This window comes from Nocardia huaxiensis, from assembly GCF_013744875.1.
GTDB classification, from domain to species: Bacteria; Actinomycetota; Actinomycetes; order Mycobacteriales; family Mycobacteriaceae; genus Nocardia; species Nocardia huaxiensis.
Window position 1 is genome coordinate 2,623,006 of record NZ_CP059399.1, and the last position, 26,745, is coordinate 2,649,750.

Genomic DNA, 26,745 nt, shown 5'->3' on the forward strand with positions numbered 1-26,745 from the left:
CTAGGCGGCCGGGAAGTTCAGCACGGCGAGCAGGGCGCGGTGGTCGGTGCGGGGGATGGTGTGTGCCGACACTCCGGCTATGCCGAGGCGGGAGTCGGCCAGGACGTGGTCGATGGTGATCGGGGGGATGGGTTTGCGGTCGCCGTGGCGGCCCTCGTAGGGGCCCCAGGTGGCGGTGAAGCCGGAGCCGACGGTGTCGGCGGCGTCGCGGTAGCCGCGGGTGAGGAGGTCGCGGAAGGGGCCGTGGTCGAGGGTGGAATTGAAGTCGCCGGCCAGGATTCGGGGGACTTCGGTGCCGCTGGTGCGGGGCTGGCTGTTCAGGTCGCGCCGCCAGTAGGCGAGATTGTCGAGGTGGGCAGGGGGTGTGGTGTGGACCGATTCGACGATTACCCGGCGGCCGGCCGCGGTGACCACGGTCGCGTAGGACTGGGCGAACTGTCCCGGATTGGTGCGAACGCCGCCGTCTACGAGGGTGTGGCGCGAATAGACCGCCGAGCCGGAGGCTTTCGCCAGCGGATTGGTCTGGTGGAAGGGGAGCTCCTGGTCGAGACCGGCTGTGCGCAGGGCTGATTCGGCCTCGGCCGTGTACTCCTGCAGGGCGAGGACGTCGATCGCGTGTGCGCGGACGAACTCGACCAGCGCGGCCGGATCCGCTGCGCCGAACTGCATGTTCACCGTCAGCACCCGCAGGGACGAGCCATCGGCCCGCTCGGCGGAACCGAATGCGCGGGGCACCACCGTGAACGCGAAGATCGCCACCGCCAGGAATGCGAGCGCGGCGAGCTTGCGGCGGCGCAGTATCAGCATGAGCAGCAAGGGAATCAGCGACCAGGCCGCGATGTACGGGGTGAAGGCGAGCAGTTGCACGAACGGCCCGCGTTCGAATCCGGTGAGTCTGACCAGCGCCACCACCGCGGCGGGTACGACCAGCAGGGCGCACAGCGCGGTGCGGGTGGTGGCGTTGACGGTCACAGATCCTCCCCGGAGAGCAAGGGAGGCTACGAGATCGCCGCCCCTTAGCCAAGCTACCGAACTTGGCCGGGGGCGTCGAAAGACCTGCGTCGGGCCGTCCGCTCAGTGCGGAACGGAGACCGAGGTCACGAAGTGCATGAGCTGTTCGTCGGTGATATTGCGGGCCAGGTCCGATTCGCAGATCATGCCGATGAGTTTCTTGCCGTCCTTCATGTCGATGACCGGCAGGCGTTTGATCTGGTTCTGCTCCATCATGTTCAGCACTTCGCTGACGTCGGTGTCGGCGTCCACCCAGCGGGGTGTGCCCATCGCCAGGTCTCCGGCGCGGACGCGGCTGGGGTCGTGGCCTTCGGCGATGCAGCGCACGACGATGTCACGATCCGTGAGCATGCCGATCAATTTGTCGTTGTTGCAGATCGGGAGCGCGCCGACGTCCATATTGCGCATCATTTGCGCTGCGCGGTCCAGGGTTTCGTCGGCGGGGATACAGGTGGCATCTCGGTGCATGATGTCGCGCGCCTTCATGGCCTTCACAGCAACCTCCTGAGAGTGGGTGTGTGTTTCCGGCACATCTTCGAGCCACTCTCCATCGTGGTCCACGTCACATTGTTGGTCAATGGCTCGATTTGCGGAGTGGTTGCCGTACGCCGGGCGCGGAGCGGCGGACAACCAGTGCGAGCAGGGCGTCCAGGGCCAGGGCCAGCGCTGCGACGAGGATCGCGCCGACCAGGACGCGGTCGTACTTGTAGAGGCCGATGCCGTCGAAGATGTAGCGGCCCAGTCCACCGAGGTTGACGTAGGCGGCGATGGTGGCGGTCGCGACCACCTGCAGGGTGGCCGCGCGCAGGCCGGTCAGCAGGACCGGCAGGGCATTGGGCAGTTCCACGCCCAGCAGGATCTGGCGTTCCTTCATGCCCATGGCCCGCGAGGCGTCGACGACGGTGGCGTCCACGTTCGCGACGCCCGCGTACGCGCCCGCCAGCAGCGGCGGAATGCCGACGGTGAGCAAAGCCAGCAGTGGCGGGATCAGGCCCAGGCCCATGAGCAGCACGAAGAAGGTGAGCAGGCCGAGGGTGGGCAGGGCGCGCATGGCATTGGCGAAGCCGACGATGGCGGCCGAGCCGCGCCGGGTGTGCCCGATGAGCATGCCGAGCGGGACGGCCACGATGGCGGATCCGGCCACCGCCAGGAAGCTGTACCAGAGGTGCTCGGCAATGCGGCTGCCGATGCCGGTCGGGCCGGACCAGTTGGCGGCGGTGGTCAGATACTCCCAGGCTTGCGCGAAAAGGTTCATGCCTGCGCGCCTTTCGCCGGGGTCGTGCCCTTGGTGAGGGTGACGTCGGTCAGCGGCGACTGCTCGGGACGGCGTTTCCTGGTCTTGCGGGTGCGCAGCCACGGGGTCGCGAGGCGGCCGAGCAGGTAGATGAGCCGGTCCAGGACCAGGGCGAGCACCAGCACCACGATGATCCCGGCGATGATCTCGTCCGGATAGTCGCGCTGATAGCCCTGGGTGAACAGTTTGCCCAGCCCGCCCACGCCGATCAGCGCGCCCACGGTGACCATGGAGATATTGGTGACCGCCACCACCCGTAGATTCGCGATGAAAACCGGTAGGGCGAGCGGGAATTCGACCGTCAGCAACCGCCGCGCCCGGCCGTAGCCGATGGCGTCGGCGGCGTCGAGCACCTCCGTGGGCACGGTGTCCAGGGCCGCCGGAACCGCCACCACGAGCAGCGCCACCGAGTAGATGGTCAGCGCCACAATGACATTGAGCGGATCGATGGTGGAGATGCCGAGCAGCGGCGGCAGGATCACGAACAGCGCCAGCGACGGAATCGTGTAGGCGATGCCCGCGACGGTCACGGTGACCCGGCGCAGCCAGCCGTATCGGTGCGCCACCGCGCCCGCCGGAATCGAGATGGCCAGGCCGAGCAGCAGCGGCAGCAGAGCCAGCATGAGATGTTCGCGGGTGTAGCCGCGAATCTCGGTGAAATTGTCGAGGAGGTACCTCACCGGGATTCCTGTTCGAAGAAGTGCCGGTTGCGGTCGGCGTCCTCTCCGGCGCGCTGGCGGGCGAGTTGTTCGAGCACATCGCCGGCGAGCACACCGCCGCTGACCGCACCGGAATCATCCACGGCCACACCGATTCCCGATGGTGAGGAGACGGCGGCGTCCAGGGCCAGCCGCAGATCGCCGCCGCTGGGGAACAGGGAGCCGCCCGCGGACATGCTGTCGTGCAGGGCGTTTCCAGCGCGGATGCCTTCCACGCCGGTGACGTCGACCCAGCCGAGCGGATGCCGTCGCTCGTCCACGACCAGCACCCATTGCCCGAGTTCCAGTCGCTGCGAGGGGATTTCGGAGACCGTCGCGGTGACGATCTGGTGCAGCGGCACCCCGGCGGCGCTGCGGAACGACAGCCCGCGGTACCCGCGATCACGGCCGACGAATCCGGCGACGAAATCGCTGGCGGGTTGGGCCAGCACCTCCTGCGGCGTGTCGTACTGCTGGAGCCGGCCGCCCGGTCCGAAGACCGCGATCTTCTCGCCGAGTGTCACCGCCTCGTCGATATCGTGCGTCACGAACACGATGGTCTTGCGCAATTCGGCTTGCAGCCGCAGCATTTCGGTCTGCAACTCGGCGCGCACCACCGGGTCGACGGCGCTGAACGGCTCGTCCATGAGCAGGATGGGCGGGTCGGCGGCCAGCGCGCGGGCCACCCCGACGCGCTGCTGCTGCCCGCCGGAGAGTTGCGCCGGATACCGTTGCGCCAGAGCGCGATCCAGGCCGACGCGGTCGAGCACCTCCAGCGCCTCCTTGCGCGCCTGCGATCGCCGCATGCCCTGTAGCACCGGCACCGTCGCCACATTGTCGACGACGGTGCGATGCGGCAGCAGTCCCGCGTTCTGGATGACGTAGCCGATGCCGAGTCGTAGTTTCACCGGATCCTGTGCCGAGATGTCCTGTCCCGCAATGAGTATCCGCCCGGAGGTGGGCGTGATCATGCGGTTGATCATGCGCATGGAGGTGGTCTTCCCGCAGCCGGACGGGCCGACGAAGACGGTGAAGGATCCGGATTCGATGCGCAGATCCAGGTATTCGACGGCGGTGGTGCCGTCCGGATAGGTCTTGGTGATGCCGCTGAACTCGATATCGGACACGCGGTCGCCTCCTATGCGATCGGCTTGTCGAGCCCCTGCGCCACGATCCATGCCTTGGCGGCCGCCGCGGGTTCGGTCTTGCTCGCGCCCGAGACCGCGGTATTGAGCGAGATCAGTTCGGCGGTGGTGAGTTTCGCCGAGAGGGTGTCGAGCACCTTGATCAGTTTGTCGCTCTTCTTGGTGGCGTTGAACAGCGGCACCACGTTCTGCGCCGGGAAGTTGTTCTTGGGATCGGTGAGCACCACCAGGTTGTTCTCGGCGATGGCGGGTGAGGTGGTGAAGATGTCGGCGGCCGTCACCTGGCCGTCGACGAGCGCGCGCACGGTGGCCGGGCCGCCGCCGTCGCCGATGGGCACGAAGTTGGCGGCCGCGATGTCGAGGTTGTAGTTCTTCTTCAATCCGGGCAGGCCGACGGGCCGCTCCTGGAATTCGGCCGGGGCCGCGAATTTCACCTCGGCGGAGTGCGTGGCGAGGTCACCGATGCTGGTGAGGTTCCAGCGGTCCGCGGTGGCGCGGGTGACGACCACGGCGTCGGAGTCCTGTGCGGGCGCGGGGGTGGCGATGGCCAGTTGGTCGCCGAGGGCGGCGGTCAGCGCCTTGTCCACATCGGCGGGCGAGGTGGCGGTGGCCGATTTGTCCAAGTACAGCAGCAGGTTTCCGGTGTAGTCCGGAATCAGCGAGATGGAGCAGTTGCGCAGCGCGGGCACGTACGCCTCGCGGCTGCCGATATTCAGCTTGGTGTCCACACTGAACCCGTTGACGCGCAGCACCTCGGCGTACAGGTCGGCGACGGTCTCGGATTCGGGGAAGTTGGCCGAGCCCACGGTGATCTGGTTGGTGTCGGTGTCACAGCTGCCCTTGCCGGCCAGCGGGTCGGAGTCGCCGCAGGCGGTGAGCGCCAGTGCGGCGGCCAGGGCGACGGCGGCGGCGAGCACGCGTGCGAGCGAGAGTGCGGGTCGTAGTCCGCGGCGACCGCGTGAGGTGAGAGGGGAGTGCACTGCTGTCCTTCCGACGTCCCGGGCAGTTCGGGGCCGGCGCGCCGGTCGGGCCGCGCCAGAATGTTCATACTGCCTGGTTCGTCCCGCCGCCGCTGGGTTCCCCGGGCGCGTTTCGCGGATTCCGCCCATGTCGAAGCTCACTTCGCCGGGGTGTCGCACCGCGCGGCGCGGATGGTTTCGACCTGCCGCGCGTGCCACTGTCGGGCGACGCCGGTGTGGCAGGCAAACTGGTGCGCATGATCGGCGGAACAGTTCGCAGCGGACGGGGTCATGGCGTCGCACAACGGATGTCGCGCTGGCTGGGCCCGATACTCGTGCTCGCTCTCGCCGCGGGCGCGGTGTCCTGCGGCCGGGATGCGGACGCCCCGGTGATCACCGTCGGCGCGGGCAGCTCCTATCAGTCCTTGGTCATGGCCGAGATCTACGCCAACGCCCTGGCCCGCGCCGGCGCGCGCACCACCGTGAAGGACAAGCTCGGCGGCCGCGCCGACTACCTGGCCGCCCTCGACGCCGACGCCGCCACCCTGGTCAGCGACGACACCGGCGACCTGCTGCACGCCCTCGACTCCGCTTCCACCGCATACAAACCCGACGGCCTGGACCCCCTGGGCGTCCTGCCCGCCCTCTACGCCGCCCTCCCCGAGGGCCTGGTCATCTCCGACCCCGCCGACGGCACCGACCTGCGCCCAACCGTGGTGACCACCGCCGCAACGGGTCTGCCCGCCACCTTGAAAGACCTCGCCCCCCGCTGCGGTGAGCTGACCGTGGGCATCAACACCGGCCCCGCCCTGGACCCGCTGCGCCCGCCCCTGAACCCCCGCGTCGATGTCGAGGACCGCCTCCGAGAGGTCTACGGCTGCACCATCACTCACTACACCGAGTTCCACAGCGACGCCGAAGTCCACGCCGCCGTCGAGAGCGGATCCCTCCAGATCGGCATCCTCTCCATGCCCCCCGCCTTCCTGAAGGGCGGCGCGGGCGCCACCACCCCCATCGCCGACCCGAGCTTCGCCTTCCGCGCCCAGCAGGTGCTCCCGCTCCTCCGCAAAGGCGCCCTCACCGAAACCCAACTCCGCAAACTGAATTACGTCGCCGGTGAACTCGACACCGCCGCCCTCGCCGACCTGGTCCGCCGCGCCCGCGACGACCTGTCCAACCCCGCCGCCCTGGCCCGCGAATGGCTGGACGCCCACGCCCTGTGATCCGCCGGGCGATAGCGTCCCGATCAGGTCAGCAGTAGGGCGGCCAGGGCGGGGCTCAGGGCCAGGCCCATGGCGGGCAGGGATTGAACGAGCATGTCCACCAAGGCTTCCCGGCTCACCGGTTTGTCGCGGAGCCAGGTGAGGACGACCTCTTCGACGAAGGCGATCCAGCCGCGCACCGCCAGTGCCAGGCCCGGCCGGTCCGGATTGTCGAGGGGGATGTTCAGTTGCGCGAGAATGCGATCCGCGGTGGCCTGCCGTGCGCCCGCGACGAGTTCGGCGGTCTCGGGGCGGGTGCTGAGGGGGCCGCGCAGCATGGCGTGGTAGGCCGCGCCGTTCTGGCTCACGTAGTCGATGTAGCGCTCGATGGAGTCGCGCAGCATGTCGAACAGGCCGAGGGTCTCGTCGGGTGCGGTGAGTTCCAGGAATTCGGCATTGGCTCGTTGCAGGACGGCGAGCTGGAAGTCCTGGACGGACGGGAAGTAGTGGAAGAGCAGGCCGCGGGAGATGCCGGCGAGGGCGGCGATCTCATTGACGGAGATGTCTTCGAGGTCGCGTTCGCGCAGCATCTGCACGCCGAGGTCGATCAGTTGCCGGCGGCGTTCCTCGGGGCTGAGGCGGACGCGTTTGACGCGGGCATCCGGTCTGCTCATGCTGCCTCTCCTGGTCACGCGTACAACACTGCCACACAAGGAACACTACTGAACTTGAGTCAATAGTATATTGACTCGCACTCAATAAGACCTTACGCTCGCTTACATGAGTCGCAAGGTTACAGACAAAGCTGTCGGCAACCGGCCCGCCCGGCACTCCCACATCGTCATCGTGGGCAGCGGGTTCTCGGGCCTGGGCATGGCAATCCGGCTGACCCAGCAGGGCCAGCGAGATTTCGTCGTGCTGGAACGCGGGAACGATGTCGGCGGCACCTGGCGCGACAACACCTATCCGGGTGCTGCCTGCGACGTGCCCTCGCACCTGTACTCCTACTCCTTCGCGCTCAACCCGAACTGGTCGCGGTCCTTCTCCAAGCAGCCGGAGATCCAGTCCTACATCCAGGGCGTCGCCGACAAGTACGGCGTGCGCGACAAGCACATCTTCGGCTGCGACATGACCGGCGCCCGCTGGAACGCCGAGCGCTCCGTCTGGGAGATCGACACCAACCAGGGCCCGTTCACCGCCGACTACCTGATCTCCGCCGTGGGCGCGCTGTGCGAGCCGAACCTGCCGGATATCAAGGGCATCAACACCTTCGAGGGCGAGATCTTCCACTCCGCCCGCTGGGACCACGACTCCGATCTGTCCGGCAAGCGCGTCGCCGTCATCGGCACCGGCGCCTCCGCCATCCAGATCGTCCCGGCCATCGCCAAGCAGGTCGCGCACCTGGACGTCTACCAGCGCACCGCGCCCTGGCTGCTGCCGCGCGCCGACCGCCCGTACCTGGGTGTGGAGAAGTTCGCGTTCAAGAACATTCCGGGCTTCCAGGCGCTGTCCCGCGCCGCCATCTACGCCGCACGCGAGACCCAGGTGGTGGGCCTGGCCAAGTTCCCGCCCGCCATGCTCGCGCTCGAGGCCGTGGCCCGCGCCAAGCTGTTCGCCGAGATCCGCGATCCCGAGCTGCGCCGCAAGGTCACCCCGAACTTCCGCATCGGCTGCAAGCGCATGCTGATCTCCAACGAGTACTACCCGGCGCTGGACCGCGAGAACGTCGACGTGGTCACCGACGGCATCAAGGAGATCACCGCCAACTCCGTGATCACCAAGGACGGCGTGGAGCGCCCGGTCGACGCCATCGTCGTGGCCACCGGCTTCCACGTCACCGACTCGCCGGCCTTCGAGACCATCGCCGGCCGCGACGGCCGCACGCTCGCAGAGGTTTTCGACGAGAGCGGCCAGCAGGGTTACAAGGGTTCGGCCATCCACAACTACCCGAACATGTTCTTCCTGCTCGGCCCGAACGTGGGCCTGGGCCACACCTCGATGGTGTACATGATCGAATCGCAGATCAACTACATCGCCGACGCCATCGACCAGATCGAGGCGAAGGGCCTGAAGACCGTCGAGGTCCGCAAGGACGTCCAGGACGAGTTCAACACCGAACTGCAGAAGAAGTTGCAGGGCACCGTGTGGTCCACCGGCGGCTGCGCCTCCTGGTACCTCGACAAGCACGGCAACAACACCACGCTGTGGCCGGACTTCACCTTCCGGTTCCGTAGTCTGCTCGAGAAATTCGATGTAGCGGCCTACGACACCACGACCGCAGTCGCGGCCAAGGCTTCCTGATCCGTCTTCTTCGAGCGAAAGAGTGACCGTGAGCAACGACGCTTACTTCAAGGACAAGGTCTGTGTCATCACCGGCGCGGGTTCGGGCATCGGCCGTGCGCTGGCGCAGAACCTGGCGCGCCGCGGCGCGCACCTGGCGCTGTCCGACATCGACTCCGAGGGTCTCGCCGAAACCGTGCGGCTCTGCGAAAAGTACGGTGTGAAGGTCAAATCCGATCGGCTCAATGTCGCCGAGCGTGAGGCCGTGCTGGTGTACGCCGACGAGGTGAAGAAGTACTTCGGCAAGGTCAATCAGATCTACAACAATGCCGGTATCGCTCACCACGGTGATGTCATCGACACGTCCTTCAAGGACATCGACCGCATCATGGATGTGGACTTCTACGGAGTCGTCAACGGCACCAAGGCTTTTCTGCCCATGCTGATCGAATCCGGTTCGGGTCACGTGGTGAACATCTCCAGCCTGTTCGGCCTCATCGCCGTTCCCGGCCAGAGTGCCTACAACGCGGCGAAATTCGCGGTGCGCGGGTTCACCGAGGCGCTGCGCCAGGAGATGATCATGAGCGGTTCGCCGGTCAAGGTCACCTGCGTGCACCCGGGCGGCATCAAGACCGCCGTGGCCCGCAATGCCACCGTCGCCGAGGGCCTGAACCAGAAGAACCTGGCCGCGCTCTTCGACTCCAAGCTGGCCATGCACACCCCCGAGATGGCCGCGCAGACCATCACCGAGGGCGTGCGCCGCGGTCACGGTCGCGTGCTGATCGGTTGGGAGGCAAAGGCTCTCGATCTTTTCGTGCGCTCCACCGCTTCCTACTACCAGCGCATTGCGGCTACGGTGCAGAAGATCGTTCTGCCCTAGGGGGATTCGAATGCCCGATGTGACCCTTCCGCTGCCCATCGCCCGCAAAGTGCTGCACCCCATCTTCCGGTTGATGCTCAATCACCGGCTGCCGTGGACCGTGCAGCGCGCCATGATGGACGGGGGCGCACCGCTGCAGCGCGCGCCCCGGGGCACCCACACCGAACGGATCGAGCTCGGCGGGCGTCCCGCCGAGCGGGTCACGGCCGGTCCGGTCTCCATGTCGGCCACCGTGCTGTACCTGCACGGCGGCGGCTACACCGTCGGTTCGCCGGTCACCCATCGCGGGCTGGCCGGCTACCTGTCGCGCGAAACCGGTTGTGCCGTACAGCTTCCGCACTATCGGCTGGCTCCGGAGCATCCGTATCCGGCGGCGCTCGATGATGCCGAGGCGGCGTTCCTGGAGCTGGTGGCCTTCGGCTACAAGCCGGAACGCATTGCGGTGGCCGGTGATTCGGCCGGCGGCGGCCTGTCGCTGGCCTTGGCGCAGCGGCTGCGGGATCGGCACGGTTTCGTTCCGGCCGCGCTCGGCCTGATCGCGCCGTGGACCGACCCCAACGAGATCCCGTCCGTGGACGGTGATCTGGTGCTCACCAAGCGCTGGTCGCGCGCCTGTGCCGCGGCCTACCTCGGCGACGGCGACGGCTCCGACACCGGCTACGCGCCGCTGCTCGGCTCCATGCACGGGCTGCCGCCCGTCTATGTGCAGGCCGACGTGGACGAGATGCTGCACGCCCAGTGCACGCGGCTGGTGGCGGAGCTGCGCGCGGCGGGGGTGGACACTCGATTCAGCGAGACCCGCGGGCTCTGGCACGTGGCCCAGCTGCAGGCTTTCCTGGTGGCTCCGGCCGCACAGGCCGCCCGGGAGCTCGGTGAGTTCCTGCGGCAAGCCCTGCGACCTGCGCAAGTTCGGTCCATCGGATAGATTGCGGCCGATTTTCGCGACTGTCCTGCGGAGTCCCGGAACCGATTCGGGGACTCCGCAGGACGTTGCGGGCAAGCGTGGCGTAAATTACTGGCGAGTAAAAACCACTCTGTGGAAGGGCAGCGATGCGAGAGTTCGAAGTCCCGGCTACCTACACCATTCCGGAAAACGCGAATATGTCGGACGGCGCGTTCCGGCACGCGGAGAAGACCCCGAACCTGGTCGTCTTCAACACCCCGAATGGCAAGGGCGGCTGGAACGATGTCACGGCGGCGGAATTCGCCAAGACCGTGACACAGGTGGCCAAGGGCCTCGTCGCGTCCGGCATCGAACTCGGTGATCGCGTCGCCATCATGGCGTCCACCAGCTACGAGTGGGTCGTCCTCGACTTCGCCATCTGGGCCGCCGGCGGCTGCACCGTCGCCATCTTCGACAGCTCCTCGGCCGAGCAGTGCCGCTGGATCCTGTCCGACTCGGCCACCAAGATCACTCTGGTCGAGAACGACAAGCACCGCGCCACCATCGCCGAAATCGAAGGCACCCTGGGCGATCTGAAAGAGGTGCTGACCCTCGACAAGGACGCCGTCGCCGAGCTCATCGCGCGCGGCTCCGACCTCGACGACGCGATCGTGCACGAGCGCCGCGCCCAGGTGAAGGCCGCCTCCCCGGCCACCCTCATCTACACCTCCGGCACCACCGGCCGGCCCAAGGGCGTCATGCTCTCGCATGCCAACCTGTACGCCGAATCGGCCGCCGACCGCTCGGCCATGAGCGAATTCCTGCAGCCCGGCCGCAAGTCGCTGCTGTTCCTGCCGCTCGCGCACGTCTTCGCCCGCGCCGTGGCGCTGGCCGCCTTCGACGCCGGTGTCACCGTCGCGCACACCGCCGACTGGTCCACGCTGGTCGAGCAGTTCGGCCAGTACAAGCCGGACTTCATCCTCTCGGTGCCGCGCGTGTTCGAGAAGGTGTTCAACGGCGCCAAGCAGAAGGCACACGACGGCGGCAAGGGCAAGATCTTCGACTACGCCACCGATATCGCCATCCAGTACAGCCAGGCGTTGCAGACCGGCAAGCCCGGTCTGGTGCTGAAGCTGCAGCACACCGTGTTCGACAAGCTGGTGTTCAGCAAGCTGCGCGAGGCCATGGGCGGCCAGTGCGCCTCCGCCGTCTCCGGTGGCGGCCCGCTGGGCGCGCGCCTGGGCCACTACTTCCGCGGCGCCGGCGTCACCATCTACGAGGGCTACGGCCTGACCGAGTCCACCGCGGCCGTCAGCGTCAACACCCCCAAGCACATCAAGGTCGGTTCGGTCGGCCGCCCGCTGCCGGGCCACGCCGCCAAGGTGGCCGAGGACGGCGAGCTGCTCATCAAGGGCCCGGTCGTGTTCTCCGGCTACTGGAACAACCCGGAAGCCTCCGCCGACGCCTTCGAGGACGGCTGGTTCAAGACCGGCGACCTGGGCGCCATCGACGAGCAGGGCTTCATCTCCATCGTCGGCCGCAAGAAGGAAATCCTGGTCACCGCGGGCGGCAAGAACGTCTCCCCGGCCATGCTCGAGGACTCCCTGCGCCAGCACCCGCTGATCAGCCAGGTCATGGTGGTCGGTGACGGGCAGCCGTTCATCGGCGCGCTCATCACCCTCGACCAGGAGGCGCTGCCGGGCTGGAAGGAACGCAACGGCATCTCCGCCGAGACCACCATCGAGCACCTGATCGAGAACCCGGCGCTGGTCGCCGAGATCAACGAGGCGGTCGCGACCACCAACAAGCTGGTGTCGCACGCCGAGGCGATCAAGAAGATCCGCATCCTGCCGGTGGACTGGACCCAGGAGGGCGGCCAGCTCACCCCGAAGATGTCGCTCAAGCGCAATGTGGTGATGAAGGAATTCGCCGCCGACGTGGACGCCATCTACAGCTGACGGTTCGCGAAACGGCCCGCACTCCGGCTGGAGTGCGGGCCGTTTCGCTTGCTAGCCGAGGAAATCGGCGATGAGAGAAGCGATTTCGCGCAGATGGGTCTCCAGGGCGAAATGGCCGGTGTCGAAGAGGTGCAACCGCGCCTCGGGCAGATCGTCCAGGTAGGCGTGGGCTCCGGGGGCGGGGAAGAAGGGATCGTTCGCACCCCAGACGATGAGCGCGGGCGGCGTGTATTTCCGCAGCCAGGACTGCCATTCGGGGTAACGGGCGACATTGGAGTGGTAGTCATAGGCCAGTGCCAGCTGGGCCTCGGTGCGGCCGGGGAGCTCCAGGTAGTACTGATCCAGGTTCCAGGCGTCGGGGGACAGGACGCTCGGGTCGGGAACGCCGGTCTCGTACTGGCTGCGGGTGCCCTCCGGGCTCAGCAGGCCGCGAATGATCCCCTCGGAGTCCGCCTGCTCCGGGCGCAGGGCGATGAAATCCTTTGCGCCGTCCGACAATCCGGCCTCGTAGGCGTTGCCGTTCTGCACCACCAGGCCGGTGATCCACTCCGGATGCCGGGTGGCGAGCCGGAATCCGACGGGAGCGCCGAAATCGAAGACGTACATCGCGAATTCGGTGAGTCCGATGCGCTGTACGAAACCCTCGACCACATCGGCGAGCCGATCGAAGCTGTACTCGAAATCGGCTGGGGCGGTGGTGTTCCCGAAACCGGGGTAGTCGGGCGCGATCAGCCGGTAGCGGTCGCCGAGCAGGTCGATGAGCCGGCGGAACTGATGCGAGCCGGACGGAAACCCGTGCAGCAGAAGCAGCGCCGGAGCATCCGGGCGGCTGGGGACGGACTCCCGGTAGAAGACCTCGACGCCGTCGACGTCGATACGGTGGTGCCGGACCTCGGGTAGCTCGCTCATGCTCTCACTGCTTTCTCGCGGAATCGATGCCTCAGTTCTATCGGCCCGGACCGGCCGCCGGAATCGGCTCGCGGGCCAGGCTGCGATGAATTCGGGCCGTTCCGGCCGTCTAGTGTGGGGAGTGGCTGTGCCGCTCAACCACCGGGAAACCCGATCGAGGAGGCCATCATGCCCGCTGTGAACCCCTGTCTCATCTTCGAAGGCAATGCCGAAGAGGCCGTCACCTTCTACCAGTCGGTGCTGGGCGGTGACGTGCGGCTCGTCCGCTACGGCGATATGGGCCCGGCCGCCGCCGACATGCCCGACGCCATCAAGAACCGGGTCGCCTACTCCGGGGTCACCGTGCCCGGCGGCGACATCATCATGTGCATGGACTGTCCGCCGGACCAGAAGGTGAGCTTCGCCGATGCCGGTTACAGCGTGAGCATCGAAGCCGACTCCGCCGCGGAAGCCGAACGCTACTTCACCGAGCTGTCCGCGGGCGGGCAGGTCTTCATGCCGTTCGGCAAGACCGAATGGGCCGACGCCTTCGGCATGCTGGTCGACAAGTTCTCGATCAGCTGGATGATCGGATACACCGGCAGCGGCGGCACCATGAGCCTGTAGGCCGCGACGGCGGGACGCGGCGGTCGCTCCGAGCGGGCCGCCGCAGCACGTCACCGGAATGTCACTATTCGAACCGGTTCGCCGAGTGTGGTGCGCAGTAGGGTCGGATTCGTGGCCGGACGTGGATTGCGGGCGGCGAGTGGACTCGCCGCCGCGGTGGTGACGCTGGGCGTCGCCGAGCTGGCGGCGGTGGTGATCGACCCCGCCGCGACGCCGTTGCAGGCGCTCGGCGCATGGGTGGTCGATCAAACGCCGGATGGCCTGCGGGAGTGGGCCATCCAGACGTTCGGCACCAATGACAAGACGGTGCTGTTCCTTTCGATGGGCGTGGTGGCCCTGGCGGTGGCCGCGCTGGCGGGGCTCGCTGAACGCGTGCAAAGACCTGCCGGGTCGATACTGTTCGGCGCCTTCGGGTTGTTCGCGGCGGTCTTGGCGCTGAACCGCCCGGGTGCCTCCTGGACCTGGCTGATTCCGTCCGTGCTCGGGGTCTGGGCGGGAATCGCCGTGCTGCGCAGCCTGATCGGCCGTGTCACCACCTTTGAGCGGACCATGACCGGTGCCGCACCGCCTGTCGTGCCCGCTACCGGTGCAGCGCCGTCCGCCCCGCCTGCGGCCGGTGGCGCCGAGCGCGAGGCCGCCGGACCCGACAGCCAATCGCGGCCGGATGCGGTTCCGGGCCGGGACACCGCGCGCCCACCGGATCGGGAGACATCAACCGCCGCAGTGGATACCACGCTGGAGCGTCGAACAGTGGTGCGCGGCATAGCGATCGCCGTGGCGGCGGGCGCCGGTGCGGGAGTGGTGGGGCGGTTGCTCGGGGCGCGGTCACGGAATGTGGCGGGGGAGCGGGCCGAGGTGCAGTTGCCTGCGCCGACCGGTCCGGTGGTGGAGGTGGAACCCGGTGCGGACCTTCGGATTCCGGGGCTCGCCTCGTATATCACGCCCAACGACGACTTCTACCGGATCGACACGGCGCTGGTGGTGCCGCAGGTGAGCAAGGAGGACTGGTCGCTGCGCATCCACGGCATGGTGGAGCGCGAAATCAGGCTCAGCTACGCCGATCTCGCGGCGCGCACCCCGGTCGAGCGGCTGGTGACCCTCGCCTGTGTATCGAACCCGATCGGCGGCGATCTGATCGGCAATGCCCGCTGGCTCGGCTACCGGCTCGACGAGCTGCTCGCCGAAGCCGGACCACACCCTGACGCCGATATGGTGTTGTCCCGCAGCAAGGATGGCTGGACCGCGGGCACTCCGCTGTCGGTGCTCACCGACGGTCGTGACGCCCTGCTCGCGGTCGGCATGAACGGTGAGGCCCTGCCTGTGGCGCACGGCTATCCGGTTCGCATGGTGGTGCCGGGACTGTACGGCTACGTGTCCGCGACCAAATGGGTCACCGAACTGGAAGTCACCAGATTCGATCGGGCCAAGGCGTATTGGACCACGCGCGGCTGGTCCGCCGAGGGCCCGATCAAAACCGGCACCCGCATCGACACCCCGAGCGCCCGCAAGCGTCTCGACGCGGGCCGCCTCACCATCGCGGGTGTGGCCTGGGCCCAGCATCGCGGTATCCGGGCCGTCGAGGTCCGCATCGACGACGGCGACTGGCAGCCGGCCCGCCTGGCCGTCGAACCGACCGTCGACACCTGGCGCCAGTGGGCCTTCGACTGGGATGCGACGTCGGGCACCCACACGATCTGGGCACGTTCCACCGACGGCGCCGGTGAGGTGCAAACGTCGGATCGCCGCGATGTGGTGCCCGACGGCGCTACCGGATACCCGTCCATCACCGTCCGAATCGGCTGAATTCGCAGTGCGAATCGGCTGAATTGCCAGGAATCGCCGGAATAGCCGGAGTGGCGAAAGTGCCGAACGGCCGTTTTGAATTGGGTTGCGGTTTACGATCGGCGGCGGTCGTCCCCCAGTCGTAGGGAGCGCACATGCCAGGAGTACTCGAATGGGCGCGGGCGGAAAACCTGCAGCCCGAACCGATCACGCTCGACATCTGGAAGAGGTTGCCCCGCGACTTCTGCCGCATGGTCGAGGTCGTGAACGGCGATGTCGTCCGCGCCGAACCACCCGCACCGGCGCATCGCAATGCCGCCCGCCGCATTGCCACCATGCTGGAGGCCGGTGCGGAAACACATATGAGCAGATACAACGACGGCCGTCTCTACGCGGGCACCGATATCGACCTCGTGCTGTGGGAGTTCCCCCGCGTCACCGTCCGCCGCCCGGACGTGGCTCTGTTCACCTGTGAGCCAACCGATGTCGGCCCGCTGCCCGCTTCCCGCGTGAAGATCGCCGTCGAGGTGGTGTCCCCGGTGACCGAGCGCATCGACACCGCCGACAAGCAGGCCGAATACGCGTTGGCCGGCATCCCCTGGTACTGGCTGGTGTGGATGGACCGCGACCGCGTCACCGCAATAGACACCCATGTCCTGGTGCTCGGCCAGTACCGCACGCACCGCCGGATCACCCCGGTGATTCCCGGAGAAACGCTGGTGGACATGCCGATCGAGATCCGCATCGACTGGACCCGGCTGTTCGGGCTCGTGTACTGACGGTCCCCGCACGGAAGAAGGCCCCTTCAGCCGAAGGGGCCTCCCTCGATTCGATCACCTTGCGGCGCAACCTGATTCAGGCCGCAGTCTCCGCCTTGGCCAGATCCGGCGCATCCGGCTTGCCGGCGTGCGGGCGGCCCACGAACAGCGCCGACGCCACGACACCGATCAGCAGAATGGCCGCGGGCAGATACATGGACTCGCTGAGCGCAGTGCTCATCTTCTCCAGGATCGGAATCCGGATCTCGTCCGGCAGATGGCTCAGCCCGCCGCCGCTCGCCCCCTCACCGATCGGCCCGGTGGTGGGCAGGTGCTGCGCCGCGATCCGCGCCGACAGCAGCGCGGCCACGGCGGCCGAACCCAGCACCGACCCGACCTGCCGCGTGGTGTTGTAGACGCCCGCACCCGCACCCGCCTGCTGAATCGGCAGGTTGTGGGTCGCGATGGTGGCCAGCGGCGCCCAGATGCAGGCGTTGGCGATACCGGCGATGCCGCCGATCACCAGGAACGCCGGAATCGAGGCGTCGGGTGTCATGAGCACCGCGAACCCGAAGATGGTCGCCGCGAAGGCCGCGAACCCGATGGTCGGCAGGATGCGCGGCGGCAGCCGGTCCGACAGCTTGCCGATGATGGGCGCGAACACGCCGGTCAGAATCGCCATGGGCGCGAGCACCAGCGCCGAGCGCGTCGGCGACATGTCCCGCACCTGCTGCAGGTAGAAGTAGAACGGTACGAAGGTGGCCGTCACCGCCGCGCCCATGGCCGCGATGGCCAGGCTGGACAGCGCGAAATTGCGGTCCTTGAACAGGCTCAGCGGCACCAGCGGCTCTTCGGTATTGCGGGCTTGATTGACCACGAACAGGCCCATCACCACGACACCGGCGATGATCATGGCCCAGATGAGCCCGTCCCAATCGCGGGTATTGCCTTCCTGAATTCCGAAGACCAGCAGGAACATTCCGAGCGCCGACAGCGCCACGCCGACGAGATCGAACTTGTGCTCGTGGGTTTCGAGCGCGGGCACCAGCCACACCGCGAGCGCGAAGGCGATGATGCCGACCGGGACATTGATGTAGAAGATCCACTCCCAGCCGTGCGAATCCACCAGGAAGCCACCGAGAATCGGGCCGACGAGGGTGGCCAGACCCGCGACGCCGCCCCACAGGCCCATGGCCGCGCCGCGCTTGTCCGGCGGGAAGGTGCGGGTGATGACGGCCATGGTCTGCGGCGTCATGAGCGCCGCGCCCAGGCCCTGCACGGCGCGGGCCGCGATGAGCATTTCGATGCTGCCCGCCATGGCGCACCACAGTGAGGCGGCGGTGAACACGGCGAGGCCGAGCAGGTAGATGTTCTTGGGCCCGAAGCGATCTCCGAGCCGGCCGGTGACCAGCAGCGGCACCGCGTAGGTGAGCAGGTAGGCGCTGGTGACCCAGATGACCTTGTTGATATCGGCGTTCAGGGCCGCCATGATCGCCGGATTGGCCACCGCGACAATGGTCATATCCAGCAGGATCATGAAGAACCCGACGACCAGCGCGTATAGCGCGAGCCACGGATTGCGTTGGGTGGACATGGAATACGAGTCCTAACTGGTTGGGGGGAAGGTGCGAAAGCGCGTCCGGCGCCGGAGGTCTATCCCGCACCGCCTCTCCGGACCGCGGCGATGTCCTCCTCGGTCAGTCCCGCGCCCCAGTCGTGCCCCAGGGTGGGCTGGCTGGGAGCGGATGTGCGTTCGCTGGTCACGGGATCGAAGTCCTCCCAGGACAATTCGCCGCTCTCCAGTTCGGCGACGAAGCCGCGCAACCATTCCGCCTCGGTGCGGGACAGCGCGGTGACGTATTCGATGACCACCCAGAAGCGACGCGGCACCTCCCGGCTCGCGGCCCAGTCCCGTAGCGCCTCGTATTCGGTGATGCGGGCATCGACCCAGGTGACGCGTTCACGCAGGAGCGTGATCACCTCGTCCACAGGCAGATTGTGCGCCTCGGCCAAGGCGACATTGAAGATCGGGTACTCCCGGACGGGTTCCCGCAGGATCTCGGTGACCCGGGAGCGCAGCGCCTCGCGGCCCGCCGTCCGGATGCGGTAGATGGTGCGTTCCGGCCGGTTACCGGCCCGATCGGTGCCCTCCGCCAGCACCAGTTCCTGCTCGGCCAGTCGCGCCACCGTGTGATAGAGCGATCCGGGCCTGACCTTGATCAGCTCGTCCTCGTGCCGGTTCATGAGCAGCTGATACATCTCGTACGGATGCATCGGGTTCTCTTCGAGCAGCGCGAGCACGGCGATCGCCAAGGGCGTCAGCTGCGGTCCCGACTGCTTCCTGGGCACTGTACCTCCACTAATCCGTGCCAAATATTCCATGTGGAATATACGACGTGGAGGAGACGGCGGCAAGGGAACGGCGGCCCGCCCGGTGCTCGGACCGGGCGGGCCGCCGTTCCCTGGGGGATAACTCAGCGTGCGCCGCGCACCAGCGCGCCGGGACGTGCGCCGGTCTCCTCTCCGTCGCGGAGGATGATTTGCCCCGACACGATGGTGGCGCGGTAGCCGTCGGCTCGCTGGAGCAACCGGCGCGCCCCGCCCGGCAGGTCGTAGGCCATGGCCGGTTGCTTCAGGCGCAGGTTCTCGAAGTCGATCACATTGAGGTCCGCCTTCTTGCCGACCGCGATCACGCCGCGATCGGTGAGGCCGTACATGTCGGCGGTGTCCTTGGTCATCTTGCGCACCGCCGTGGCGAGTGGAATCCGTTGCCCGCGAACACGATCGCGGGCCCAGTGGGTGAGCATGAAGGTGGTGTTGGAGGCATCGCAGATGGCGCCGACATGTGCGCCGCCGTCACCGAGTCCGACGGCGCTGGCCGGGTGCGCCAGCATTTCGCGGATCGGGTCGTGGGTGAATTCGGAGTAGTTCAGCAGCGGGCGGAAGAACAGCGCCCGGCCCTCGTCCGACAGTAGGAGGTCATACAGATATTCGAATGGTTCGCGGCCGGCGCGCTGTGCGGCATACGCCAGGCTGGTGTCCGGCGCGGGCTCGTATTCCGGGGGATCGCCGAGCATGAAGGTGCGGTCCAGGCCGAGGCCGATGAATGCCGCCATCGCCGCGAGCGGACTGTCGGCAGTGTCGGTCTCGGTGAGCACGGCCGCGCGCACCTCGGGCTTGCGGAGTTCCCGCACCAGCTGGTTCCGGTCTCCGTTCGAACGTTCGACTGCCGCAAGGTAACTCGGCCGGAAGGAGAACGGATTGAAAGTCTGCAATCCGGTGAGCAGACCCAGTGGGCGGGCCGAAACCTGAGGCCGTAGCGGAACCCCGGCCTCGAAGGCGCGACCGGCCGTGTCCAGTAGGCGTTTCCAATCATCCGGTGCGCCATCATGTTGCAGCAGGCCGAAACTCACGGTGCGCCCGGTGCGTTCGGCCAGTCGCAGCATCCAGTCCAGCTCGCGGTCCGGAGCCGCCAGATCCTCGCCCATGATTCCTGCCGGCGCCAGCTCGAAGACCCCGGTTCCGGCCGCCGCCAACGCTTTTCCGATCCCGAACAGCTCGTCCTCCGCCGCGAAGGTGCCCGGTACCGGCTCCCCGTCGACGGCCCGGTGCACGATGGTGCGGGAGGTCGAGAACCCCAGTGCGCCGGCCTCGATGCCCTCGCGCACCAGCTTGGCCATCATGGCGATGTCCTCGGCGGCGGCGGGTTCGTTCTTCGCCCCGCCCTCGCCCATCACGTACGCGCGCACCGCCCCGTGCGGCACCTGGGTGCCCACGTCGATGGCCAGTGGCAGCGCGTCGAGGGCGTCGAGATACTGCGGGAACGACTGCCACGCCCACTGTATGCCGGTCGAAAGCGCCGCTCCCGGTATGTCTTCCACGCCCTCCATCAATCCGATGAGCCATTCCCGCTTGTCCGCGGTGACGGGTGCGAAGCCGACCCCGCAGTTGCCCATCACCACCGTGGTGACGCCGTGCCAGCAGCTGGGCGTGAGCATGGGGTCCCAGGTGACCTGCCCGTCGTAGTGGGTGTGGATGTCCACGAATCCGGGTGTCACCACCAAACCTGTTGCGTCGATGACGGTTTCGGCTTCCACCCCGGCGAGTTCGCCGGGTTTCGCGATGGCGGCGATGCGCCCGTCCGTGACGGCGATGTCGGCGGCGTACGGCTCCCCGCCGGTGCCGTCCACGACCGTGCCTTGGGTGATGACGAGGGTGTAGCTCATATCGGGTCCTAGGTCCGCGCGTCGGCGGCGCACTGTCCGGCACCGCTGCTGACGCGCCGTATGTTAATTGGACATGGCGTCAGTGAGGGTTGGAATCGGCGTTGAACGGCCCGAAATGTCCATTGCTGGATCGTGAACTGGACCCTGTGCCTGCTTGCTGCGAAGATGCCGTGAATAGCGGTGACATCTACGCTGGGTGGATAGCGGAGAATTGTCCCAGACGATCCGTGTGCAGTGGTGATCCAACCGAAGGGGTGGTTCGTTGTCGGCGGTACTCGCAGCCGGGCACACCAGACGCGGCGTGCTGCGTAGCTGGTGGCGGGATCCCGTCGACTACCGCTGGCTCGTCCACACTCTCGCCGCGCGCGGAGCGCTCACCCCGTTCAAGATCGTCCTCGGCGTCGGCGGCGCGGTCATGTTCGTGATCGCCGTGCTCACCTGGATGTCCCCGGCGGGCCCGCACGGTTCCGTCGGCCACGCCACGCCCATCGGTGACACGGCATTCCTCGGCCATGTCGTCTTCGTGGTGGTCATCGCCGGCAGCGTCATCTGGACCCTGCGCTGGCTGCTGCTGCCCTGGCCGAGCCGCCGCGAATCCCTGTTCCTGCTGGCCACCGCCGACATCCTCATCACCGCGGCCTGCCTGGTCGACCAGAACCGCGTCTACGGCGCGCTGGGTTCGGTCCTGCTCGTGGTCACCGGCGGCTACCTCAGCATCTTCCACGGCCCGCGAATCCTGGCCGCCCACATCGCCTGGTCCCTCGCCTCGGTGCTGGTGCTCACCGGCCTCATGCTGACCCGGCACACCGGCGACCCCGCCCTCGCGACCGCCATCGTCCTCATCCTGGCCGTCGCCACGGCGGTGGTCCTGCCCACCCTTCAGTTCTGCTACTGGGTCCTGCGCACCGACGCTCTCTCCGACCCTCTCACCATGGTCCTCAACCGCCGCGGCCTCGACTACCACCTCACCGATTGGTTCCGCGCCGCCGACAGCACCCCCATCTGCGTCATGCTCATCGACCTCGACGACTTCAAGGCCGTCAACGACACCTACGGCCACCCCGCCGGCGACGACATCCTCGTCCGCACCGCCGCCCGCCTGCGCGCCACCGCCGACCCCGACGCGATCGTGGCCCGCACGGGCGGTGAGGAATTCGTAGTCGTAGCTCACCTGTCTCCCGCCGCCGCCCGCACCGCCGCCGAACACCTGTGCACCGCCGTCGCCACCCTCCCCGCCCCCCACATCCCGATAACCGCCAGCATCGGCGTAGCGGCCCACCCCGGCGGCACCCCCACCGCCCGCAACCCCATCCACCTCCTCGACTGCGCCGACGCCGCGATGTACCGCGCAAAACAATTGGGCGGCAACGCCGTAGTCCTCGCCGACCCCCGCACCCCCGCCATCACGCCGATAGTGACCGCCGAATCACGCGAATCTCCGGTGCGATTGGAATCCCCGTCCGACCGGTGAGGCCGCATCGACTGCTCGAAGCATTATCGGGATTCGGCTCACCGGTTGAAGTCTGGATCGCCGACCAAGGCGGCGTGGAAGCGGCGTGGGGGTTGGCCGCGGCGGATGAGGAGGGCGCGGCCTGGGGGTTGGGTGCTCATGGCTGCGCCGGGCCAGATTTGGCCTTCCTGGCGGTCGCCGGAGAGGAGGATGCCGGTGGCGCCGTTTTCCTTGAGAGTTTGGATGACGGGTTCGAAGAGGGCTCGGGCTGCGCCGCCGGAGCGGCGGAGGACTATCAGGTGCAGGCCGAGGTCTCGGGCCTGGGGGATGTAGGGCAGCAGCGGGGCCAGCGGGCCGGGGCCGGCGGGGGAGAGGAGGTCGAAATCGTCGGCTATGACGAAGATTTCGGGGCCTGTCCACCAGGAGCGGTCGCGGAGTTGGGTGGGGGAGAGGTCGTCCGGGGGGAGGCGCTTTTCGATTTCGGCGGCTATGCCGCCGGCCATTCCTGTTGCGGCGGAGGGGGTTCCGGCGTAGGCGCCTAGGTAGTCGTCGGGGACGGCCTCCAGGAGGGTGCGGCGGGTGTCGAAGACGGCGAAGACCAGTTGGTCGTCGGTGTAGCTGGTGAGGAGCTCGTTGATGATGATGCGGGCCAGGTTGGTTTTGCCGGATTCGGAGTCGCCGAAGACCAGTAGGTGCTGGTCGGTGGTGGCGAAATCGAGGGTTACCGGGCCCAGTTCGGCTTCGTCGACGCCCAGCAGGACCGGGGCGATGCGTGGGTGGGCGGCTCGGAAAGCGGTGTAGTCGAGAGTGGTTGGGAGCATGCGCACTTCGGGGGCGCGGGGGCCGGACCATGCTTCTGCTATCGCATTGACCGTGTCTTCGAGCTGGCGGGTCGACGCGCAGTCCAGGTTGTTTTGCAGCACCGGCAGACTCAGTTGGATGAGCAGCTTGTCACTGCCGATGCAGCGGCCCGGTGTGGTGGGTTTGATGTTCTCGACGACCTTGCGGGCGATGGTGGAGTCGAGTGGATCGTTCAGGCGCAGTTCGAGTTTGGTGCCCATGACGGCCTGCATGGGCAGGCGCAGGTCGGCCCAGCGGCCACTGGTGAGGACCAGGTGGACGCCGAAACCCAGGCCGCGGTTGCCGATTTCCTGGATCATCGGCAGGAGTTCTTCGTAGTCGTCCTTCATGGATGCCCAGCCGTCGATGACCAGGAAAATGTCGGCGACGTCCAATTCCGGGATGTGCTCGAAGTTGCGGCGCAGGTCGTCGGCGGAGTCCAGGCGGCGGCGGGCGAAAACCTGTTCGCGCAGCGTCAGATGCGCCATCACCTCGGCGACGGTGCGGCGGACGCGGTCGGGTTCGAAACGGGTGGCGACTCCGCCGACATGGGGGAGGCCGGCGAGTACGGAGAGTCCGGCGCCACCGAGATCGATTGCGTAGAAGTCGACTTCACGCGGAGTGTGGGTGAGCGCGGCGCCGATCATCAGGCTGCGCAGCGCACCGGTCTTGCCGGACTGCGGGGCTCCCAGGATGCAGACATTGCCGCCGGAGGTGCGCAGGTCGAGTTCGAAGGGGCCCTGCCACTGTTCGAGAGGTTTGTCGATCAGCCCGACGGGCACGCGCAGATTTCCCCACCGGGAAGCATCGGAGGTGGTGAGTCCACGTTCCGGTGTGGTGGTGAATTCGCCGAGCACAGTGGTGAAGTCGAGTTCGGCGGGCAGCGGCGGCAGCCAGATCTGGGTGACCTTCTCGGCCGCGTCACGCATGCGGGAGACGGCCACGTCGAGAGTGGTGGCGGCGAAGCGATCCACCTCGCGGGGTTCGGGTCCCGAAGCGAGTGCGCCGCTGGCGATCCGATCCGCCAGCCACTCCTCGGTGTCGTTGAACAAGCCGAATGGCATGGGCACAGGCGGCATTTCGGTAGCCACCTTGTCCTCGGTCGGTTCGTACACACCCGAGACGTACGCCGCCTTGAAGCGGGAGAAGATATCCGGGTCGACCTTCAGGATTCCGGACCCCGGGACCGGCGGCAGCGAATGCGCGTCCGGCACACCGAGTGCCGTGCGGGATTCCTGAGCGGTGAAGGTACGCAAGCCGATTCGATACGACAGATGCGATTCCAGCCCACGCAGACGGCCTTCTTCGAGGCGTTGCGTGGCGAGCAGCAGATGCACGCCGATGGATCTCCCGATCCGGCCGATCTGCACGAACAGATCGATGAAATCCGGTTTGGCGGACAGGATTTCACCGAACTCGTCGATGACGACGAAGAGGTTGGGCAGCGGCGGCAGATCCTGCCCGGCATCCCGGCGTTCATTGTAGGCGGTGACGTTGGGCAGCGCTCCCGCATCCTGCAGCACGCGCTGCCGCCGCTGCATCTCGCCGAGCAGGGCGTCGTGCAGCCGATCCACGAGTCCGGCGTCATCGGCGAGGTTCGACACCATGGCCGTGGTGTGCGGCAGATCGTCCAAACCCGCGAACGCCGCACCACCCTTGTAGTCGACGAGCACGAACGCCAGCCGATGCGGCGGGTGCGCGACAGCCAGGCTGAGCACCAGCGTCCGCAGCACTTCCGACTTTCCGGAACCCGTTGCGCCAATGCACAATCCGTGCGGGCCCATGCCCTGCTGACCGGACTCCTTGATATCGAGCCGCACCGGCTTCCCCGCCGCGTCGAGCCCGATCGGCACGTTCAGGAAGTCCGCCAGCGGACGTGGCTGCCACATCTCACTGATGTCGTAGGTGCCGAAATCGTGCACCCCGAGCAGCGCGTCGAGGCCGACCACGGTTTCCAGCGGTGCATCGGGTGTAGGGTCGGCCGCCAATCGCATGGGCGCGAGGAACCGAGCCAGCCCGGCGGCGACCGAGATCGGCGCGTCGTCGATCACTCCGGTTCGCGCACCCAGGACGGTCCGCGCGAATTCGGCCTGTGCCTCACTGTCCATCTCGCCGGGACGGGTGGGCGCAGCAGTCACAATTTCGACCGCGCAGGTGCGATCTTCCTCGACCGTGACGCGCACATCCACATGCGTGGGTTCGAGTCGCCGCCGTTCATTGCTGGTGATGACGCAGATTCCCAGATCCCCCGGCGTGTGCGGGGCGGGAATCAGCGCCAAGGGATCGATGGCCGCACCACCCCGAGGCACGATGATGATCAGCCGATCCCCCGGATACACCGCCGCACCGGGCCGCGCCCGCAACTGCTCGGTCCGCACCGAAACCCGCCGCCGAATGTGCTGCTCCAACTCGGCCGAAAGCTCTTCCGCCGAACGGGAAATCATCCGCCGCCCGATAGGCCCATCGAAGCTGCGCACATCCAGCAGATGCGGCAACCACGCCATCCACTCGAACTCGCCCGGATCCGCTTGCCCCACACAGACATGAATCCGCACATCCTCGGGCGCGTGCAACGCCGCCACCTGCATCACCATGGCCCGCAACAACTCCGAGGTGACTTCCGGCGGCCCCACCAGCGAAACCACACCCCGCAACGGCACCGCGACCGGCAGATTCGTCACCGTCCGACTCCGAATCAACAGCCGATCCAACTGCGCTTGCGCTACCGGGTCATTGGGCTGCAGCGGATTCTCCTTCCCCCGCACCGCCACCGGCCGCGAGATGTCCCCACTCCCGAATCCCCCACGCACAACCAGGAAGTCGGCATCCGCCCGCCGTCTCTCCCACACCCGCAACGGATCCCGCACGATCTCGCTCAACCGCACCGCCGCCGGATGCCGGAACGCCGCGGCCTCCCGCTGCACCCCCGCATCCCCCTGCAACGCGACCCGCGTCTCCCGCACGAACCGTACATACCGAGCCCGATCCTCGGCTGCCTTCTTCCGTGCCCCCGACCGGTAGAACACCAGCGCCGCAACCCCACCCAGCACCGCAGCCGCCACCATCGCCCCACCCGCGATCATCCGCAACGGATTGCTGTTCGACAGCAGCATGCTCGCAGCCCCCGCCGCCCCCAGCATCGGCATCAACACCCGCATAGCCGTGCCCGAGGCCGCGGAGCCCGCTCCCGTGACAGGCGGTGGAGGCAACTCCACCGGAGCCAACGGCATAGCCGGCACAGCGCCACGTGCGGGCCGATGAATCATCTTGTGCGCCATCAGGATCTGCGCCTCCCGGGCAAGGTTTCCAAACAAAGGATGAAGCTCTTCGAATACACCTTCGCGCTGGCCTCGGGGTGGCTGTAGCACGCATTGGGCCGGTCGGGGCCGGGCATGTGGGCCAGCACGCGGTACGTGGCGCGGCGATCGGAACAGTCGAGAATCTCGATGTCGGCGTCCTCGTCGATCCAGGCGTTGGATTCGTTCCGGTTCCGAACACAGTCTCCCGCCACGGCATTGGCAGGATTCTCCCGGTCGCGGATCATCATGATTCCGGCGATGAGCACCACCGGCAGGATGAACCCGAGCCCTTCGAGCCGGGAAACCCGTTTCGGCAGAAGCGGTTTCGACGGTTCTGTGTACGCCTCCGGCATCCCCAGGGCGGCGACCTTGGAGCGAGCCGACGCATTCACAACCAGGGCGTACACGGTGAACAGCGGAGAAATCATCCCCCACCACCCGGCCCACGCCGTGGGCACGGTCATGCGCCGGAAGGCATCCAGTCCACAGGTCCGGCAGAACGGCCCCGCCATGGTGAGGAACTGCATGACCAGCAGCCATCCGCGGTGCCCGCGAAACGTCACTT

The 26,745-nt window shown here is 67.4% G+C and carries 22 protein-coding genes; 9 read left to right on the top strand and 13 right to left on the bottom strand.

The window, feature by feature from the left end; all coding sequences use genetic code 11:
* The 6 genes from H0264_RS11740 to H0264_RS11765 form a co-directional block, all read right to left on the bottom strand.
* A complete protein-coding gene (locus H0264_RS11740; RefSeq protein ID WP_220139968.1) occupies positions 1 to 972 on the bottom strand; it encodes an endonuclease/exonuclease/phosphatase family protein in 972 nt (323 codons plus the stop codon).
* A gap of 102 nt (positions 973 to 1,074) precedes the next feature.
* Positions 1,075 to 1,497, bottom strand: a complete 423-nt coding sequence (locus tag H0264_RS11745) for a CBS domain-containing protein (RefSeq protein ID WP_181585469.1) — start codon at positions 1,495 to 1,497, stop codon at positions 1,075 to 1,077.
* Between the two features lie 88 nt (positions 1,498 to 1,585).
* Positions 1,586 to 2,266, bottom strand: a complete 681-nt coding sequence (locus H0264_RS11750; RefSeq protein WP_181583988.1) for an ABC transporter permease — start codon at positions 2,264 to 2,266, stop codon at positions 1,586 to 1,588.
* Positions 2,263 to 2,985, bottom strand: a complete 723-nt coding sequence (locus H0264_RS11755) for an ABC transporter permease (RefSeq protein ID WP_276313945.1) — start codon at positions 2,983 to 2,985, stop codon at positions 2,263 to 2,265. Before H0264_RS11755 ends, H0264_RS11750 begins: the two co-directional genes overlap by 4 nt.
* A complete protein-coding gene (locus tag H0264_RS11760) occupies positions 2,982 to 4,130 on the bottom strand; it encodes an ABC transporter ATP-binding protein (protein ID WP_244976160.1) in 1,149 nt (382 codons plus the stop codon). The genes H0264_RS11755 and H0264_RS11760 overlap by 4 nt, the downstream gene beginning before the upstream one ends.
* Before the next feature lie 11 nt (positions 4,131 to 4,141).
* Positions 4,142 to 5,065: an ABC transporter substrate-binding protein gene (locus tag H0264_RS11765; RefSeq protein WP_244976249.1), complete on the bottom strand. Its 924-nt coding sequence runs from the start codon at positions 5,063 to 5,065 to the stop codon at positions 4,142 to 4,144.
* 254 nt (positions 5,066 to 5,319) lie between these two features.
* Here H0264_RS11765 and H0264_RS11770 point away from each other — a divergent pair, with 254 nt between their 5' ends.
* Complete coding sequence (locus H0264_RS11770) at positions 5,320 to 6,330, top strand: glycine betaine ABC transporter substrate-binding protein (RefSeq protein WP_181583990.1); 1,011 nt, start codon at positions 5,320 to 5,322, stop codon at positions 6,328 to 6,330.
* A gap of 23 nt (positions 6,331 to 6,353) precedes the next feature.
* Here the strand turns inward: H0264_RS11770 and H0264_RS11775 are convergent, their stop codons facing one another.
* On the bottom strand, positions 6,354 to 6,983 hold the full coding sequence (locus tag H0264_RS11775) for a TetR/AcrR family transcriptional regulator (protein ID WP_181583991.1): 630 nt from the start codon (positions 6,981 to 6,983) through the stop codon (positions 6,354 to 6,356).
* Positions 6,984 to 7,089: 106 nt separating this feature from the next.
* On the opposite strand from H0264_RS11775, the gene H0264_RS11780 reads away from it, so the two are divergent.
* The 4 genes from H0264_RS11780 to H0264_RS11795 all read left to right on the top strand — a co-directional run bounded on the left by H0264_RS11780 (position 7,090) and on the right by H0264_RS11795 (position 12,310).
* On the top strand, positions 7,090 to 8,610 hold the full coding sequence (locus H0264_RS11780; protein ID WP_181583992.1) for a flavin-containing monooxygenase: 1,521 nt from the start codon (positions 7,090 to 7,092) through the stop codon (positions 8,608 to 8,610).
* A gap of 28 nt (positions 8,611 to 8,638) precedes the next feature.
* Positions 8,639 to 9,469, top strand: a complete 831-nt coding sequence (locus H0264_RS11785; RefSeq protein WP_181583993.1) for an SDR family NAD(P)-dependent oxidoreductase — start codon at positions 8,639 to 8,641, stop codon at positions 9,467 to 9,469.
* A 10-nt stretch (positions 9,470 to 9,479) separates the two neighbouring features.
* Complete coding sequence (locus tag H0264_RS11790) at positions 9,480 to 10,394, top strand: alpha/beta hydrolase (protein ID WP_181583994.1); 915 nt, start codon at positions 9,480 to 9,482, stop codon at positions 10,392 to 10,394.
* 125 nt (positions 10,395 to 10,519) lie between these two features.
* Positions 10,520 to 12,310, top strand: coding sequence for an AMP-dependent synthetase/ligase (locus tag H0264_RS11795; protein ID WP_181583995.1), 1,791 nt, complete (start codon positions 10,520 to 10,522; stop codon positions 12,308 to 12,310).
* 51 nt (positions 12,311 to 12,361) lie between these two features.
* Here the strand turns inward: H0264_RS11795 and H0264_RS11800 are convergent, their stop codons facing one another.
* Positions 12,362 to 13,219: an alpha/beta fold hydrolase gene (locus H0264_RS11800; protein ID WP_181583996.1), complete on the bottom strand. Its 858-nt coding sequence runs from the start codon at positions 13,217 to 13,219 to the stop codon at positions 12,362 to 12,364.
* A gap of 168 nt (positions 13,220 to 13,387) precedes the next feature.
* On the opposite strand from H0264_RS11800, the gene H0264_RS11805 reads away from it, so the two are divergent.
* The 3 genes from H0264_RS11805 (at position 13,388) to H0264_RS11815 (ending at position 16,386) form a co-directional block, all read left to right on the top strand.
* Entirely contained in the window at positions 13,388 to 13,825 is a 438-nt protein-coding gene (locus H0264_RS11805) for a VOC family protein (RefSeq protein ID WP_181583997.1), read from the top strand.
* A 111-nt stretch (positions 13,826 to 13,936) separates the two neighbouring features.
* Positions 13,937 to 15,628, top strand: coding sequence for a molybdopterin-dependent oxidoreductase (locus H0264_RS11810; protein ID WP_244976161.1), 1,692 nt, complete (start codon positions 13,937 to 13,939; stop codon positions 15,626 to 15,628).
* A 134-nt stretch (positions 15,629 to 15,762) separates the two neighbouring features.
* On the top strand, positions 15,763 to 16,386 hold the full coding sequence (locus H0264_RS11815; protein WP_181583998.1) for a Uma2 family endonuclease: 624 nt from the start codon (positions 15,763 to 15,765) through the stop codon (positions 16,384 to 16,386).
* 76 nt (positions 16,387 to 16,462) lie between these two features.
* Here H0264_RS11815 and H0264_RS11820 read toward each other — a convergent pair whose 3' ends face one another.
* From H0264_RS11820 to H0264_RS11830, 3 genes are all read right to left on the bottom strand, one after another.
* Positions 16,463 to 17,959 carry a DHA2 family efflux MFS transporter permease subunit gene (locus H0264_RS11820; RefSeq protein ID WP_181583999.1) on the bottom strand — a complete coding sequence of 499 codons (1,497 nt, stop codon included), beginning with the start codon at positions 17,957 to 17,959 and terminating at the stop codon, positions 16,463 to 16,465.
* A 59-nt stretch (positions 17,960 to 18,018) separates the two neighbouring features.
* A complete protein-coding gene (locus tag H0264_RS11825; RefSeq protein WP_231083102.1) occupies positions 18,019 to 18,714 on the bottom strand; it encodes a PadR family transcriptional regulator in 696 nt (231 codons plus the stop codon).
* A 125-nt stretch (positions 18,715 to 18,839) separates the two neighbouring features.
* A complete protein-coding gene (locus H0264_RS11830; RefSeq protein WP_181584001.1) occupies positions 18,840 to 20,591 on the bottom strand; it encodes an N-acyl-D-amino-acid deacylase family protein in 1,752 nt (583 codons plus the stop codon).
* Between the two features lie 262 nt (positions 20,592 to 20,853).
* Between H0264_RS11830 and H0264_RS11835 the strand changes: the two genes are divergently transcribed.
* Positions 20,854 to 22,062, top strand: coding sequence for a GGDEF domain-containing protein (locus H0264_RS11835; protein WP_181584002.1), 1,209 nt, complete (start codon positions 20,854 to 20,856; stop codon positions 22,060 to 22,062).
* Between the two features lie 38 nt (positions 22,063 to 22,100).
* Here the strand turns inward: H0264_RS11835 and eccCb are convergent, their stop codons facing one another.
* Both eccCb and H0264_RS11845 read right to left on the bottom strand, forming a co-directional pair.
* Entirely contained in the window at positions 22,101 to 26,159 is a 4,059-nt protein-coding gene (eccCb, locus tag H0264_RS11840; RefSeq protein WP_276514538.1) for a type VII secretion protein EccCb, read from the bottom strand.
* Entirely contained in the window at positions 26,159 to 26,743 is a 585-nt protein-coding gene (locus tag H0264_RS11845; protein WP_181584003.1) for an LppU/SCO3897 family protein, read from the bottom strand. Before H0264_RS11845 ends, eccCb begins: the two co-directional genes overlap by 1 nt.
* Positions 26,744 to 26,745 lie beyond the last annotated feature (2 nt).